The sequence below is a fragment of the Mesorhizobium sp. L-8-3 genome (genome assembly GCF_016756615.1).
GTDB lineage: Bacteria > Pseudomonadota > Alphaproteobacteria > Rhizobiales > Rhizobiaceae.
In genome coordinates this window covers 5682787-5697685 of sequence record NZ_AP023262.1, presented here as the reverse complement: position 1 = coordinate 5697685, position 14899 = coordinate 5682787, and the positions used below count along the sequence as shown (strand labels likewise).

The 14899-nt window shown below is 64.8% G+C and carries 19 protein-coding genes; 7 read left to right on the top strand and 12 right to left on the bottom strand.

Features of this window, described 5'->3' with window-relative positions; genetic code table 11:
- Positions 1 to 3: 3 nt before the first annotated feature.
- Positions 4 to 753, bottom strand: a complete 750-nt coding sequence (locus JN302_RS26415) for an SDR family oxidoreductase (RefSeq protein ID WP_202329706.1) — start codon at positions 751 to 753, stop codon at positions 4 to 6.
- Between the two features lie 133 nt (positions 754 to 886).
- Here JN302_RS26415 and JN302_RS26410 point away from each other — a divergent pair, with 133 nt between their 5' ends.
- Entirely contained in the window at positions 887 to 1657 is a 771-nt protein-coding gene (locus JN302_RS26410) for an IclR family transcriptional regulator (RefSeq protein ID WP_244845951.1), read from the top strand.
- Between the two features lie 57 nt (positions 1658 to 1714).
- On the opposite strand, the gene purL is transcribed toward JN302_RS26410, so the two are convergent.
- On the bottom strand, positions 1715 to 3949 hold the full coding sequence (purL, locus tag JN302_RS26405; protein ID WP_202329704.1) for a phosphoribosylformylglycinamidine synthase subunit PurL: 2235 nt from the start codon (positions 3947 to 3949) through the stop codon (positions 1715 to 1717).
- A 210-nt stretch (positions 3950 to 4159) separates the two neighbouring features.
- Between purL and JN302_RS26400 the strand changes: the two genes are divergently transcribed.
- Both JN302_RS26400 and JN302_RS26395 read left to right on the top strand, forming a co-directional pair.
- Complete coding sequence (locus JN302_RS26400; RefSeq protein WP_202329703.1) at positions 4160 to 4327, top strand: Thivi_2564 family membrane protein; 168 nt, start codon at positions 4160 to 4162, stop codon at positions 4325 to 4327.
- A gap of 55 nt (positions 4328 to 4382) precedes the next feature.
- Positions 4383 to 4808 (top strand): hypothetical protein, encoded by a 426-nt coding sequence (locus JN302_RS26395; RefSeq protein WP_202329702.1) that lies wholly within the window; start codon positions 4383 to 4385, stop codon positions 4806 to 4808.
- 11 nt (positions 4809 to 4819) lie between these two features.
- Here JN302_RS26395 and JN302_RS26390 read toward each other — a convergent pair whose 3' ends face one another.
- Positions 4820 to 6235, bottom strand: coding sequence for an aminotransferase-like domain-containing protein (locus JN302_RS26390; RefSeq protein WP_202329701.1), 1416 nt, complete (start codon positions 6233 to 6235; stop codon positions 4820 to 4822).
- A gap of 92 nt (positions 6236 to 6327) precedes the next feature.
- Here JN302_RS26390 and JN302_RS26385 point away from each other — a divergent pair, with 92 nt between their 5' ends.
- Complete coding sequence (locus tag JN302_RS26385; RefSeq protein WP_342215875.1) at positions 6328 to 6564, top strand: DUF1127 domain-containing protein; 237 nt, start codon at positions 6328 to 6330, stop codon at positions 6562 to 6564.
- A 74-nt stretch (positions 6565 to 6638) separates the two neighbouring features.
- On the opposite strand, the gene JN302_RS26380 is transcribed toward JN302_RS26385, so the two are convergent.
- From JN302_RS26380 to purC, 5 genes are read right to left on the bottom strand one after another with little or no spacing between them, the layout of a single operon-like run.
- Positions 6639 to 7049 carry a hypothetical protein gene (locus tag JN302_RS26380; RefSeq protein WP_202306988.1) on the bottom strand — a complete coding sequence of 137 codons (411 nt, stop codon included), beginning with the start codon at positions 7047 to 7049 and terminating at the stop codon, positions 6639 to 6641.
- Positions 7050 to 7060: 11 nt separating this feature from the next.
- On the bottom strand, positions 7061 to 7729 hold the full coding sequence (purQ, locus tag JN302_RS26375) for a phosphoribosylformylglycinamidine synthase subunit PurQ (protein ID WP_202306987.1): 669 nt from the start codon (positions 7727 to 7729) through the stop codon (positions 7061 to 7063).
- The gene (locus JN302_RS26370; protein WP_202329700.1) at positions 7726 to 7983 is read right to left on the bottom strand and encodes a hypothetical protein; all 258 of its coding nucleotides are present in this window, start codon (positions 7981 to 7983) and stop codon (positions 7726 to 7728) included. Before JN302_RS26370 ends, purQ begins: the two co-directional genes overlap by 4 nt.
- Positions 7984 to 8003: 20 nt before the next feature.
- The gene (gene purS, locus JN302_RS26365) at positions 8004 to 8246 is read right to left on the bottom strand and encodes a phosphoribosylformylglycinamidine synthase subunit PurS (protein ID WP_202306983.1); all 243 of its coding nucleotides are present in this window, start codon (positions 8244 to 8246) and stop codon (positions 8004 to 8006) included.
- A gap of 22 nt (positions 8247 to 8268) precedes the next feature.
- A complete protein-coding gene (gene purC / locus JN302_RS26360; RefSeq protein ID WP_202306981.1) occupies positions 8269 to 9063 on the bottom strand; it encodes a phosphoribosylaminoimidazolesuccinocarboxamide synthase in 795 nt (264 codons plus the stop codon).
- A 268-nt stretch (positions 9064 to 9331) separates the two neighbouring features.
- Here purC and JN302_RS26355 point away from each other — a divergent pair, with 268 nt between their 5' ends.
- Entirely contained in the window at positions 9332 to 9652 is a 321-nt protein-coding gene (locus JN302_RS26355; protein ID WP_202306980.1) for a DUF1476 domain-containing protein, read from the top strand.
- 182 nt (positions 9653 to 9834) lie between these two features.
- Positions 9835 to 10611 (top strand): HpcH/HpaI aldolase family protein, encoded by a 777-nt coding sequence (locus tag JN302_RS26350; protein ID WP_202329699.1) that lies wholly within the window; start codon positions 9835 to 9837, stop codon positions 10609 to 10611.
- A gap of 3 nt (positions 10612 to 10614) precedes the next feature.
- On the opposite strand, the gene JN302_RS26345 is transcribed toward JN302_RS26350, so the two are convergent.
- Positions 10615 to 11169 carry an RBBP9/YdeN family alpha/beta hydrolase gene (locus JN302_RS26345; RefSeq protein WP_202306978.1) on the bottom strand — a complete coding sequence of 185 codons (555 nt, stop codon included), beginning with the start codon at positions 11167 to 11169 and terminating at the stop codon, positions 10615 to 10617.
- Positions 11170 to 11417: 248 nt separating this feature from the next.
- Between JN302_RS26345 and JN302_RS26340 the strand changes: the two genes are divergently transcribed.
- Positions 11418 to 12224 (top strand): VOC family protein, encoded by an 807-nt coding sequence (locus JN302_RS26340; RefSeq protein WP_202329698.1) that lies wholly within the window; start codon positions 11418 to 11420, stop codon positions 12222 to 12224.
- 20 nt (positions 12225 to 12244) lie between these two features.
- On the opposite strand, the gene purB is transcribed toward JN302_RS26340, so the two are convergent.
- From purB to JN302_RS26325, 3 genes are read right to left on the bottom strand one after another with little or no spacing between them, the layout of a single operon-like run.
- The gene (purB, locus tag JN302_RS26335; protein ID WP_202329697.1) at positions 12245 to 13552 is read right to left on the bottom strand and encodes an adenylosuccinate lyase; all 1308 of its coding nucleotides are present in this window, start codon (positions 13550 to 13552) and stop codon (positions 12245 to 12247) included.
- A gap of 59 nt (positions 13553 to 13611) precedes the next feature.
- Positions 13612 to 14160 (bottom strand): hypothetical protein, encoded by a 549-nt coding sequence (locus JN302_RS26330; protein WP_244742148.1) that lies wholly within the window; start codon positions 14158 to 14160, stop codon positions 13612 to 13614.
- A gap of 2 nt (positions 14161 to 14162) precedes the next feature.
- Positions 14163 to 14888, bottom strand: a complete 726-nt coding sequence (locus JN302_RS26325) for a DUF2259 domain-containing protein (RefSeq protein ID WP_202329696.1) — start codon at positions 14886 to 14888, stop codon at positions 14163 to 14165.
- Between the last annotated feature and the right edge of the window lie 11 nt (positions 14889 to 14899).

Genomic DNA, 14899 nt, shown 5'->3' with positions numbered 1-14899 from the left:
CCGTCAGATGGTGACGCCGCCGTCCACGAGGACGGCCTGGCCGGTGACGAAGCGCGATTCGTCGGAGAGCAGATAGACCACCAGCGGCGTGATGTCGGAGGCCTGCGCGAGCCGGCCGACCGGCTGGCGCGCAATGAAATCCTTCTCTGCCTGGACCGGGTCGGGAGCAGCGGCGATGCGGCTGCGAAGCGATGGCGTGTCGACCGTGCCTGGACAAAGCGCGTTGCAGCGCAGGCCCCGCCCGACATAGTCCGCGGCCATGCCTTTGGTCAGGCCGATCACGGCCGCCTTGGTCGCGCCATAGAGCAGCCGGTTGGGGAAACCTTTGATCGAGGAAGCCATCGACGCCATGTTGAGGATGGCGGCCCCGCCGGTCTTCCCTGCCTGTTCGAGCATCCCCGGCAGGAACGCCCGGATGGCGTGATACATGCTCTTGACGTTGAGGTCGAAGCTGAAATCCCAGTCGTCCTCGCTGCAATCGAGGATCGTGCCGTTGTGCACGAAACCGGCGCAATTGAAGAGCCCGTCAAGCGGCTGCTGCCGTCCGGCAAATGCCGCGACCGAGCCTCCATCGCGCATATCGAGGCGATGACACTCGATCCTGTTGTCTTCATCGACGAGCGTGGACAGCGCCTCCGCGTCGATATCGGTAGCGATCACGCGAGCGCCTTCGGCGGCGCATGCCAGCGCGCTCGCCCGGCCGATGCCTTGCGCCGCCGCAGAAATGAAGATGCGTTTCCCATCCAGTCGCACGGCTCGTCGCCTCCTCCAGCAGCCAGCTTGCGTTCGTGTTGTCTATATACGAACAGAATATTCATATGTAAACTGAGAAATCGAAGGCAGCGACACTGACCTGCAGGGAGCCGGGGGCATGGGACGGAAGCCATTGAACACCGCAACGGAACCGGAAAAGGACGACCGCTACAGGGCACCGGCGCTCGACAAGGGGCTGGACATTCTTGAGCTTCTTTCCGAGCAGCCGGGAGGGTTGACGCGCGCCGAGATCGTCAAGGCCATGGGGCGCGGTCCAAGCGAGGTCTATCGGATGCTGGAGAGGCTGGTCGCGCGCGACTATGTGAGCCGGTCACCCGAGGGCGACCGATATGCGCTGACCATGAAACTCTTTGTGCTGGCCCATCGTCACCCGCCGGTCCGCAGGCTTGTGGCGCGTGCCTTGCCGTTGATGGATGCCTTTGCCCGGGAAGCCGGCCAATCGTGCCACCTTGTGGCCATGGATCGTGATGCGGCCATCGTCGTGGCTCATGCGAGCAGCCCCGGAAACTGGGAATTCGGCATCAGGATCGGCGCGCGCATCGAACTCCTGACCACCGGCTCCGGCCTGACGCTTCTCGCTTTCCAGGAACCGGTGGCGAAGTCGGAGATGCTGGCCCGATGGGAGGGATCCGGAAACACGGAGGTTCTCGCGCGGATCGCGCCCGAACTGAAAAGCTACCGGGAAGCGGGCTACCGGATCGGCGACAGCCGCCAGATTGCTGGTATCAGCGACATCAGTGTGCCGGTGCTGTCGCCGGAAGGCCGTGCACTTGCCGTCCTAACGTGTCCCTTCATCCGGAGGCTCGACGAGGGGGCGAAGGTCGGCATCGATGCAGTGCTCGGCCTTTTGCGCGGTGTCGCGGAACGCCTTTCACTGTCGTGACGGAAATGGCCTGACGGACAGTCGGCTGTCCGTCAGGGTGGGCGAGTCTTGACGACCCTAATTCTCCGGCGGAAGGTCGCCGGCCATATAGGCCGGGAACCATCCCTCATGCGCGGCGCGCAATTCATCGATGCCGATCGCACGCGCTTCGCCGAGCTTCAGTTCTTGTCCACCGGTCGTGCCGATGAAGGGCGCGAAGATGCCGCTGTCCTTCAGGTGTTCCTCGTAGAACCAGTCGACCTTGTCGCGCGGTATGGTGACGAGGTAGCGGCCCTGATCTTCACCGAAGAACAGAGGTATCGGCGACAAGTCGTTCAATTGATTGACTGTCGCGCCGATGTTGCCGGCCATCGCCATTTCGGCGAGGGCAACGGCGAGACCACCGTCTGAAAGATCGTGCGCTGCGGTCGCCATGCCCGAGGTGACGAGCGCGCGCACGAAGTCACCCACGTTCCGCTCATGGGCGAGGTCGACCGGCGGCGGCGGCCCGTCCTGGCGGCCATGGATGTCGCGAAGATAGATGGATTGGCCGAGATGCGTGCCCCAGTAGGGTGGCGCACCGACCAGGATGATGGCCTCGTCTTCGGCGGCGAAGCCAGCGCGCGCCATTTTCGTCCAGTCGCGGATGAGACCGACGCCGCCGATGGTCGGGGTCGGCAGGATCGCCTGGCCGTTGGTCTCGTTGTAGAGCGAGACGTTGCCGGAGACGATCGGGAAATCCAGGGCGCGGCAGGCGTCGCCGATGCCGGTGACGGCCCGAGCGAACTGGCCCATGATCTCGGGCCGTTCCGGATTGCCGAAATTCAGATTGTCGGTGGCAGCCAGGGGCAGGGCGCCTGACGCCGTCAGGTTGCGCCAGCATTCGGCGACCGCCTGCTTGCCGCCTTCATAAGGATCGGCCTCGCAATAGCGGGGGGTGACGTCCGAGGAGAAGGCCAGCGCCTTGGTCGGATGGCCGTCGACGCGCACCACGCCGGCATCGCCGCCGGGACGCTGCAGGGAATTGCCCTGGATCAGCGTGTCATATTGTTCCCAGACCCAGCGCCGGCTGGAAAGGTCGGGCCCGCCGAGCAGTGTCAGCAGGGCATCGGCCACGTCGGCGGTAGGGATGTCGTCACCGGCCAGTGCCGGCTGCGGCCTGGGTTCGGTCCAGGGCCGGTCGTATTCGGGCGCCTGGTCGCCGAGTTCCTTGATCGGCAGGTCAGCGACTTCCTCGCCCTGATGCAGGATGCGGAAGCGCAGATCGTCGGTGGTCCGTCCGACAATGGCGAAATCGAGTCCCCATTTGCGGAAGATCGCCTCGGCCTGCTCTTCCTTTTCCGGACGCAGCACCATGAGCATGCGCTCCTGGCTTTCCGACAGCATCATCTCATAGGCGCTCATGCGCTCCTCGCGCACTGGCACCTTGTCGAGGTCGAGTTCGATGCCGAGATCGCCCTTGGCCCCCATCTCGACCGCCGAGCAGGTGAGGCCCGCAGCCCCCATGTCCTGGATGGCGATCACAGCGCCCGACGCCATCAGCTCGAGGCAGGCTTCGAGCAGGCATTTTTCGGTGAAGGGGTCGCCGACCTGGACGGTCGGGCGCTTCTCCTCGATCTTGTCGTCGAACTCGGCCGAAGCCATGGTAGCGCCACCGACGCCGTCGCGTCCGGTCTTGGCGCCGAGATAGACGACCGGCAGGCCGACGCCTTCGGCCTTGGAGTAGAAGATCGCATCCGTCTTCGCGAGGCCCGCGGCAAACGCGTTGACCAGACAGTTGCCGTTGTAGCGGGGGTCGAAATTAACCTCCCCGCCGACCGTGGGCACGCCGAAGGAATTGCCGTAGCCGCCGACGCCGGCGACGACACCGGCCACCAGATGCCGGGTCTTGGGATGATCGGGTGCGCCGAAACGCAGCGCGTTCATAGCCGCGATCGGCCGAGCGCCCATGGTGAAGACGTCGCGCAGAATGCCGCCGACGCCGGTCGCCGCACCCTGATAGGGCTCGATGTATGACGGATGGTTGTGGCTCTCCATCTTGAAGACCACTGCTTCCCCATCGCCGATATCCACGACGCCGGCGTTCTCGCCGGGTCCCTGGATGACCTGCGGGCCCGTGGTCGGCAGGGTGCGGAGCCATTTCTTGGAGGATTTGTACGAGCAGTGCTCGTTCCACATGGCGGAGAAGATGCCGAGTTCGGTGAAGCTCGGCTCACGGCCGATGAGGTCGAGAATGCGCTGATATTCGTCGGGCTTCAGGCCGTGGGCCGCGATAAGCTCCGGCGTGATCGGGACGGCGTTTTTTATGGTCATGGGCGGCGGTCGGATCCCAAAGGTTGGCTCGGCGTGTCATAGCCCAACCCGCCTGCGGGTTACACCGCAGATCGCAGAAAAAAGGACGCAAGCCACAAATTCTCCCGAAGCTCGAAGGTGCGGAAATCCGGCGCCATGGCCGCGGGACGGAACCGGATCGGCGCGGCCCGCGTTCCCATCCTTGTTTCCATCTCGAAGTAGCGAGGGACGATGGCTGCAAGTCTTCTCATCGGCATTCTTGTGACATTCCTGGTGGTCGTGCTCGTGCTGTGGCTCGTGAACCGGCTGCCGCTCGACGGACGCACCAGGCAGATCGCCCGGATCGTTGTCATCATCATCGGCATCATCTCGCTGCTGAGATATCTCGCGGTCTTCTGACCGTGCCCGCCATCCCGGGCCACCGCCCGGATGTTCAACCTCGAAAGGAAGTCCCATGGCAGATACCCAGCTCCAAAACGGCACGCCCAAGACGGCGCAAAGCAAATCCACTTCAAAGTCTGTGCAGAGCAAAGCGCAGGGAGTGACGACGAGAAAGAACCAAACCCGGACCGCGATGGAGAAGCAGATCGCCGAACTCAAGCATGAGATCGCCCGGATCGACGACATGCTGGCAGAGCAGGCGGGCCATGTCGCCAGGGAGGCGCACGGCTGGTACAACAGCGCCTCGCGGCGTGCGACGAAAGTGACGAGGGCGCTCGGCAACAGGGCCCATTCCGTTTCCGAAGCGGTGAAGGACAATCCCGGCACCGTCTCGTCGGCAATGGTGCTGGGCGCGGTCGCCGGTTTCATGGTCGGCATGGTTCTCGGCCACGCGCCGAACCGGCACCGGGACCATTGGTGGCGATACGACCAACGTTGAAGCCGGGGGTGTCAGCCGTAGGTGTCGTATCCGGCGCGCCCGTCGTCGAGCAGGCGGCGCAAGGCCTCCAAGCCGGCCGTGACCTCGTCGCGTGTGCGCGGGGTGGAGAGACCGAGGCGGACGCGATGATAGACCTGTTCCGAGCGTCCGGCCTTGAACTCGTCCTCGTCGTCGAGAAGGATGCCCGCGTCGAACGCGGCCTTCGCGAAAGTGCCGGAGAGCCATGGTTCGGGCAGGCCGAGCCAGACGAAGGGGACATTGGTCTGCCAGCGCAGGTCGAAGCCCGCCAGGATCGAGCGCGCGAGTTTCACCCTGGCGTTGACCTCGTCCAGGCAGCGCTCCCGAAGCAGTTCGGCCTCTCCCGACAGGACGAGGCGCGCGCTCAGTTCCGCAAGGACGAATGGCATCCCGCCGGTTGTCATTTTGTGGGCAACGGCGATCCTGTGCGCGAAATGCGGCGGGCATGCCACCCAGCCGCCGCGAACGCCCGCCGCCACGGATTTTGAAAGCCCGCCGACCACGAAAGTACGCTCCGGCGCGAATTCGGCTAGCATCGGCGTCGGATCGGAGACCAGGGCGCCGTAGAGGTCGTCTTCGATCAGCCAGACATTGTGGCGTCGCGCGATCTCCGCGATGTCGCGCCGCCGGCTTTCCGGCATCATGGCGACGGTGGGATTCTGGGCGGTCGGCATCAGGAAAGCGAGTTTCGGGTGCCGTTGCGCACAGAGCCTCTCGAAATCCTCCGGTATCACGCCCTGGTCGTCGGACTGGACCAGCACCGTGCGGCGGCCGATCAGCCCGGCGCTGCGGGCGAATTGCGAATAGGTGAGGTTTTCGAAGACGATCGCATCGCCGGGCGCGGTCGCGGCCGACGTTACCGCCACCAGGGCAGCGTGCGCTCCGAGCGTCGAGACGATGCTGTCGGGTTCGGGGCGGTAGCCGCCTCGCGCGAGCCAGACGCTGCCCGCTTCAGTCCAACTCACAGGGGTGGATCGCGTGTAGCTCGCCACCTCGCCGGGATTGTCGCGGCATATCTCCGACAGCATGCGGCCGATGATGGCGCCCTGGCCGACATCGGGGGCGGCGGTGCTGTCGAAACGTATCTTTCCCGCCGGCGCTTCCAGATGCCGCAGTCCTCCGTCCGGCACCGGTGCCCGAACACGTGATCCGGGCGCCGGAGCGCTGCGGTCGAGCACATAGGTTCCGCGCCCGACTTCGCCGCTGACGAGGCCCCGCTCCCGAAGCAGCGCATAGGCACGGCCGACCGTGCCGATGGTGACGCCGATATCATAGGCGAGGTCGCGTTGGGGCGGCAGCTTCGTGCCGCCTGGCAGCACCCCTTCGCCGATGTCGTTCTCGATGCGGTTGGCCAGCCGCAAATAAAGCGGTCCGTCGCCGGTGGAGAGATCGGGTGCCCAACTTGTCATGGTGACAATTTTATATGTTGCCATTCAATGCGAGTCAATTCATTAGATTGAACCCATACATTTTGGCCAAATCGAGCCAGAGGATGAATTCAATGAGTACAATGCGCACAATGTCAGTCGCAGCGTCGGAAGCGGTCGGGGATCAGCGATCGGGTTTCGTCACGCGCATCGTCGTCGTGATCACGTCGGCGATCCTCTGGCTCGAAGATCGTCTGGCGAAGCGCCGCAGCCGGCTTGCCCTGCTCGAACTGACCGACGATCAGCTCAAGGATATCGGCATCTCGCGGGCGGACGCCGAGCGGGAAGGCCTGCGGTCGTTCCTGGATTGACGGCTGAGCCAACAGGCCGAATGCGAGAACGCGGACCGATGGTCGGAGCGGAGCGCCGCCGGTTGTCCCCTTGCTCAGGCGGGGGTGCCGCAGCCGGCTTCGCCGGAAGCCCAGCGGGTCACGTCGGCGCCGATGCGGGCGCCGAGCTGTTCCTGCATCAGAGGCCCGAAGGCCTGCAGCCGCGCCGGCGTTCCCTCGGCCTGGACGACGAGCAACGGGCGTCCCTCGGGGTGCTTTGCCGGCACCAGCAGGATGCGCGGCCTGCCGCTGAACGAGTTGAGCTCATTGGCCATGCGGTAGGGGCGGAAGGCCGCATCCTTGCTGGCGAACCAGCATTTCTGCGCGGCGATCGCCACCTGCTCCATCGTGCGCAGCGCGGCGCTCTTGCCCGAGACGCTCATCCCGCTCTCCCTCGGTCCCGACTGGCAGGCAGCCAGGAGGAGGGCGGCTGCACCGATCGCCGCTGCAGCCGGAAAAAAGACCATGCGTGGAAACATCAGGCAGCCAGCCCCAGCACACCTTCGAACAAAGCGCGGCCGTCCGTGCCGCCATGGGCCGTCTCGATCAGGTTCTCCGGATGGGGCATCAGGCCGAGCACGTTGCCGCGCTGGCTGACGATCCCCGCGATGTCGTTGATCGAGCCGTTCGGATTGGTGCCCTCCGCATAGCGGAAGACGACCTGACCTTCGCCTTCGATCCGGGCGAGGGTTTCCGCATCGGCAAAATAGTTGCCGTCGTGGTGGGCGACCGGGCAGCGAATGACCTGGCCGGGCCCATAGCCACGAGTGAAGGCGGTATTCGCGTTCGCAACTTCGAGCTTCACCTCGCGGCAGACGAATTTGAGCGAGCTGTTGCGCATCAGGGCGCCGGGCAGGAGGCCTGCCTCGAGCAAGATCTGGAAGCCGTTGCAGACGCCCATCACCATGACACCCTTGTCGGCCTTTTCCGCAACGGCCCGCAGCACCGGCATGCGCGCCGCGATGGCCCCGCAGCGAAGGTAGTCGCCGTAGGAGAAGCCGCCCGGGATCACTAGGAGGTCCACATCGGGGATGGTCGTGTCGGTCTGCCAGACGGTCTGTGGCGCGCGGCCGGAAATCTTGGTCAGCGCGGCGATCATGTCGCGGTCGCGGTTGAGGCCGGGAAGCAGGACGACGGCGGATTTCATGACTTAGGATCGAATCCCTTCTGCGCTTGGGCGAGTTCTCGCAGCTCCAGGCGCCACTCTATGCGGTCGAGTCGTTCGTCGTGGCGGCCGAGAATTCCATAGATGTTGTGAATGTCGGCCTGAATCCCGACCATATGGCCGCGAATGACGTTCAGTTCCTTCTTGACCTCCGACAAGTCCAGCCGAAGCCCGGACATATCGTGCTGCATGCGCTTCAACAGCCCATACATCAGGTCGTTCGTGACACCGGTCATTCACGCCCTCCGGCGCAACCTCAGGTTAGCGTCACAGTATAGTTCTCAATCACCGTGTTGGCCAGCAGCCGCTCGCACATGGCCTTGAGGTCGGCCTCCGCCTTGGCGCGGTCGGCCCCGTCAAGCTCCACGTCGAAGACCTTGCCTTGCCGCACGGAGCCGACGCCGTCGAAGCCGAGCGCGCCGAGCGCGCCTTCGATCGCCTTGCCCTGCGGGTCGAGGACGCCTTTCTTGAGGGTGACGGTGACGCGTGCCTTGATCAATTTGACGCTTCCTGCTTCGCGCTCAGTGCGGCTTGCCCTTGCGGCCATCGGTCGAGGCGACCAGAACCGGGCCGGAAGGACGCGGCGGCTCGTTCTCGTTCATGATGCCGAGCCGGCGGGCGACCTCCTGATAGGCCTCCACAAGCCCGCCCATGTCGCGGCGGAAGCGGTCCTTGTCGAGCTTCTCCTGGGTCGAGACGTCCCACAGGCGGCAGGAATCGGGTGAGATCTCGTCGGCGACGACGATGCGCATCATGTCGCCCTCGAAGAGGCGTCCGCATTCCATCTTGAAGTCGACGAGCTGGATGCCGACGCCGAGGAACAGGCCGGACAGGAAGTCGTTGACGCGGATGGCGAGCGCCATGATGTCGTCGATCTCCTGCGGGCTCGCCCAGCCGAAGGCGGTGATGTGCTCTTCCGACACCATCGGGTCGTCGAGCGCGTCGGCCTTGTAATAGAACTCGATGATCGAGCGCGGCAGGACGGTGCCTTCCTCCATGCCCAGCCGTTTGGCGAGGGAGCCGGCCGCGATGTTGCGGACGACGACTTCGAGCGGAATGATCTCGACTTCCTTGATCAACTGCTCGCGCATGTTGAGGCGGCGGATGAAATGGGTCGGGATGCCCATGCGGTTCAGATGCGTGAAGATGTGCTCGGAGATGCGGTTGTTGAGCACACCCTTTCCATCCACGACCTCGTGTTTCTTCTTGTTGAAGGCGGTGGCATCATCCTTGAAGAACTGGATCAGCGTGCCCGGCTCCGGTCCCTCGTAAAGGATCTTGGCCTTGCCTTCATAGATACGGCGGCGACGATTCATCGGTTTTCTCTGGTTTGAAGGGCGATCGGCAATGACCGCTTCCTTGGCTCGCGCGGGCAGCAAGGTGCCGCGACTGTGGGTTTCAAGGCCGGTCTCTATCTTAATCGGCTCTCTTGCTCAATGAGCAATTCGATCCATCAACCGGTTTCGCCTTCAAAATGTCGCACTGCAGCAATCACCCGGTGATATTGACCCGGCGCATACCTTTTGGTTTGTGCAGGGAAAACCCATATCAAGCCATAGAATCGGCGCCAACCGGAGGTTTGCGATGACGACGATGAAGGACCGCGAAGAAGGTTTCGAGAGAAAGTTCGCCCTCGACGAGGAGCAGCGCTTCAGGGCGGTCGCGCGCCGCAACAGGCTTTTGGGGCTCTGGGCCGCCGAGAAGCTCGGCAAGACCGGCGACGATGCCGACGCATACGCCAAGGAGGTCGTCGTCTCCGATATCGAGGAAGCCGGCGACCACGACGTTTTCCGTAAGATCCGCAAGGATTTCGACGCTGCCGGAGTCGAGCAGTCCGACCACCAGATCCGCCGGACCATGGACGAACTGATGGAGACCGCCGCCGAGCAGGTCAGGAATTCCTGACGAACAGGCGGCGTCCGCGTCACTGGACGTGGACACGGTCTGGACCAAGAAGCCGCCCTCGTTCGGGGGCGGTTTTTTGTTGCCTTGCCGGCATGTTCTGCTTCAATGGCTTCGGATCCTGTGGCCGGCTGTTGGTCGATCCGACGATCCGCCCCGCGAAACATCCAGGACCTGCCTTCTCCATGACCCTCTTCTCGCGCCTCGTATCGGGTGAAACGCTCTTCACTGCCTGGTCGGGGGTACCGGATGCCCTGACGGTCGAAATCCTTGCAGGACAGGCGTTCGACGCGGTCACGCTCGATATGCAGCATGGCGGCCATCACGAGGACAGCGTGCTGCGCGGGCTGGTGCCGGTGTTGCGGGCGGGAAAGCATGCGATCGTGCGCATCCCCGTCGGTCGCTTCGACATGGCGAGCCGCGCGCTCGATTTCGGCGCCGAGGCCGTCATCGCGCCGATGGTGAACACGATAGCCGATGCGCGCGCCTTTGCCGGCGCGATGAAGTATCCGCCAGTCGGCGAGCGGTCCTGGGGACCGACCTATGCCTTTCCGCGCACCGGAGCGACCGATACCCAGGCCTGGCTGCGCGAGGCGAACGCGCGCACGACGGCTTTCGCCATGGTGGAGACGCGGCAGGCGCTCGACGCGCTGGACGGTATCCTCGAGACGCCGGGGATCGACGGCATCTTCGTCGGCCCTTCGGACTTCTCGATCGCGTGGACGAACGGTTCCGAGCTAGATCCGTTGCGCGAGGACATGATGGAAACCCTCGCCGATATTTCCCGCCGCACGATCGCCGCCGGCAAGGTCGCGGCGATGTATGTCAATGACATGGCGCTCGCCGGCCGTTATGCCGCCATGGGCTATCATCTGCAGGCGATAGCCTCGGAGCACAAGATCATCGCCGCTGGATCGCAGGGGCTGATCGCGGCGGCGCGGGACGTGCTCGGCCGCCGATAGGCTTTACGCCTGGAGGCGGGAGAGGAACTGCGCGAAGGCCATGGAGCCTTCCGGCCATGGCCCGTAACCCGCTTCGCTGTTGATGTGGCCGGCCTCGCCCGCATCGATGAACAGCGATCCCCAGGCGGCCGCGACATCCTCCGCGATCTCGAGGGCGCAATAAGGATCGTTGCGGCTGGCGATGGTGATCGACGGGAACGGCAGCGGTTCGCGCGGATACGGGCCGAAGCTCATGAGATGTTTCGGCCGTATCTTCGGGTTCGCCACATCAGGGGGCGCGACGAAGAAGGCACCGGCCACGGGCTTGCGGAACTGCGGCAATGCATGGATGGCCGTGGGAACGCCCAGCGAATGGGCAACGAGCACCACGGGGCGCTCCGCCTCGTTGACGGCGGTGGCGAGCGTCGCTGTCCAGTCCTCGCGCACGGGCTTCGACCACTCGGCCTGAACGACACGCCGGGCCGTCGAAAGCTTGGATTCCCAGCGGCTCTGCCAGTGTTCCGGACCGGAGTTGGTGTAGCCCGGCACCATCAATATATCGACGTCTTTGACTTTCATGGCCGCGCATGTAGCGACGCGCTCGCCATGGTGCAACCGCGAAGCCGGCGCAAAATTCGCAGCTTCCGTGGTTGAACAGCGTGTTCGCCATTTGTGTTCTTGCGCCCGCGGCATGATCGCCCGACCTTCATCGTTGATCGCAACTCGGCAGGGGGACGACCTTGGATATCACACGGCGCGCCGTCACGGGCGGCGGAGCACTTCTAGCAATCGGCGCGGCCGTCGGGGTCGCTCATACGGAGCCAGCCATGGACGGAATTTCCTTCGCGATGACGACGCCGACGCGGGTCTCCCGGATCGGGCTGAAGGCTCGCGACACGGCCACGGTCGCGGAATACTACAAGAAGATCCTCGGCCTCGTCGAGTTGTCGCGCGGCCCCAACGTCGTCGTCCTCGGCGCCGGCCAAAGGCCGTTGATGGAGATCGCCCAGAGCAATTCGGCCAAAGAGGACGACCCGCGAAGCGCGGGTCTCTACCATACCGCGTTCCTGCTGCCGTCCCGGGCCGACCTCGCGCGCTGGACGCGTTTTGCCATCGACGAGCGCATCCCGGTCGTCGGGTCGGCCGACCATTTCGTTAGCGAGGCGATCTATCTCACCGACCCGGAAGGAAACGGCGTCGAGATCTATGCCGACCGGCCCAGGGAAGGCTGGCGCTGGAACGGCCGTTTCGTGAACATGGGCACCGAACAGCTGGACGTGCCCGGCCTGCTCGGTGAACTCAAGCCGGACGACGCCTGGAAGGGCGCACCCGACGGCAGCGTTATCGGCCACGTTCATCTGCGCGTCGGCGATGCCGGCGCGGCTGAAGAGTGGTGGAACGGCGAAATGGGTTTCGACACGGTGCAGAGCCTCGGCGGCAGCGCGGTCTTCCTTTCGACCGGCGGCTATCATCACCATATCGGCGCCAATTCCTGGCAGAGCCGGGGGGCCGGTCCGCGCGACGACCAGCGCACCGGTCTCGCCTGGGTCGAACTGGAATCGGAGACGGCGACAGCCGAGACCGAAAAGCACGACCCCTGGGGCACCGCGATCCGTACGGTGCCGGCGGCCTGAGCGGCCGGAACTGGCCGGGCTCAAAGCTTCCCGAACACCCGCCGGAATATCGTGTCGACGTGCTTGGTGTGATAGCCGAGGTCGAATTTCTCGCGAATGTCGGCCTCTGAAAGGGCAGCCCGGACGTCCTGGTCGGCGAGCAGTTCCTCGAGGAAATCCGCCCCTTGCTCCCAGACCTTCATGGCGTTGCGCTGGACCAGGCGGTAGGCGTCCTCGCGCGACACGTCGGCCTGGGTGAGCGCCAGCAGCACGCGCTGCGAATGGATCAGCCCGCGGAACCGATTCATGTTCTTCAGCATGTTGTCGGGGTAGACGACGAGCTTCTCCACCACGCCGGTCAGCCGCGCAAGCGCGAAGTCGAGCGTGATCGTGGCGTCGGGGCCGATCATGCGCTCGACCGAGGAATGCGAGATGTCGCGCTCGTGCCAGAGCGCCACATTCTCCATGGCGGGCAGCGCAAAGGAGCGGACCATGCGGGCGAGACCCGTCAGGTTCTCGGTCAGCACGGGATTGCGCTTGTGCGGCATCGCCGAGGAGCCTTTCTGGCCGGGCGAGAAATATTCCTCGGCTTCGAGCACCTCGGTGCGCTGCAGGTGGCGGATCTCGGTGGCCAGCCGCTCGATCGAGGAGGCGACGACGCCAAGCGTGGCGAAATACATCGCGTGGCGGTCGCGCGGGATGACCTGGGTCGAGACCGGCTCTGGCTTGAGGCCGAGCTTCCTGGCGACATGCTCCTCCACGCGCGGGTCGATATTGGCGAAGGTACCGACCGCCCCCGATATGGCGCAGGTCGCGATCTCCTCCCGGGCCCGCGCCAGGCGCTCGCGGCAGCGGCTGAACTCTGCATGGGCCTGCGCCAACTTGACGCCGAAGGTGGTGGGTTCGGCATGGATACCGTGGCTGCGGCCGATCGTGACCGTGTCCTTGTGCTCGAAGGCGCGCTTCTTCAGCGCCGCGAGCAGCGCATCCATGTCGGCGAGCAGGATGTCCGTGGCGCGAGTCAGCTGCACCGAGAAGGTCGTGTCGAGAACGTCCGACGAGGTCATGCCCTGGTGGATGAAACGCGCGTCGGGGCCGACGAACTCGGCCAGATGCGTCAGGAAGGCGATGACGTCGTGCTTGGTCTCGCGTTCGATCTCGTCGATGCGTTCGACATCGAACTTGGCTGCGCCGCCCTTTTCCCAGATCGTCCGCGCCGCTTCCTTGGGGATGACGCCGATCTCGGCCAACGCATCGCAGGCATGCGCCTCGATCTCGAACCAGATCCTGAACCTGGTTTCGGCGGACCAGATGGCGACCATTTCTGGCCGCGAATAGCGGGGGATCATCAGTCGCTCCTGACATCAGGGAAATGTTGGCCGCGTCCTAACAGAGCAAGCGCCAATGCTCAACGCGGCTTTCTGACAAACCAGAGCGCGGCGGCGAGCATTGCGGCAAAGCCGATGGGGAAATAGAGGCGCAGCCCGAGCACGGCGAACTGGCCGGTTGCGCCGAGGGTGGTGAAGATCAGCTGGAACAGCCAGGTGAGCGACAGGGGCTCGGCGTGCCAGGCCGCATAGTAAGACCGGTAGACCAGCGCATAGGCCAGCGCTGTCGAGGCGACCGTTGCTGCCGAAAAGCCGATGAGCGCGGCGGCAAAGGCGGCTTCACGCCGTCTCCCCATGCCGAAGAGCCGTGCAAGGAACAGGCCGACGGGAAAGCCCACCGCGCCGCCGACGGCGAAAAGCAGCGCGACCGCCTGGACCTTGTAGGGTGTCTGCCATGTCCGCAGCCATATGCCGTGCGTAGCGCTCGCCGCCATGATGGCCGCCCACAAGGCGGCGCCGGCGAGTGCGGGGCCGACCGGCGGTACCGCTCGGCAGACATGGGCACAGAACCGGCGCAGCGTGCCGGGCCGGTCGGGCAGGGATGAGGAGGGGAGCCCCAAAACCGACAAGTTCAAAACCGGCCGGTCACGGCGATCCAGCGATGGTCGGGCCCCTCGAAGCCATATTGGCGCACCGAGATCAGCACCGCATAGCTGGCGAGCGACCCGTCGCCGGAAAAGGTCTGGATCGCACCGAGCCGGTAGCCGTTGGGACAGCCGCGGCTCCTGGGGATGGATTTGTCCTCATGGACGAGGCGGCTCTGCTCGCCGTCTGCCGTGCCGATGCGGATCAGCCGGAAACCGCGCGCCTCGCCCTGGCTCGCGCAGGGTTCCGGAACCGGTATGGGTATCTCGTCCAGGCGGAACTCCAGCATCGGATCGATGGCCGGGAAAACAGGACGCGGATTGACGGCCAGGCGGAATGGATCGGCCGACAGTTCTGTGACGGCGTTGGCGCCGGCGGTAAAGCCGCGGTTGGCTGAGAGCTCCGATTGCGTGACGAACTTCTCGCCCCGCTCCCGCGCCTCGGTCCGGGCTGCGTCGAGCGTCGCAGCCTCGTCGTCGAGCCGCACCCGGACGGGCGTCTCGGGCAGGAACTGGTCCGTCCTGGTGTCGATGTAGTAGCGGTTGGAGTAGGGGAAGCCGGAACCGTCCTGTACGCCGTATTCCTCGAAGGCGAACACGGCGCCGTCCTCGCTGAAGCCCAATATTTCCAGCGAGGCGGTGTCGCCGGCGAAGGCATCGGCGGCGATGAGTGCGAGGGCGAAGAGCGATGTGGCGAGGGCTGCTGGTCTCATTCGGTGTCTCC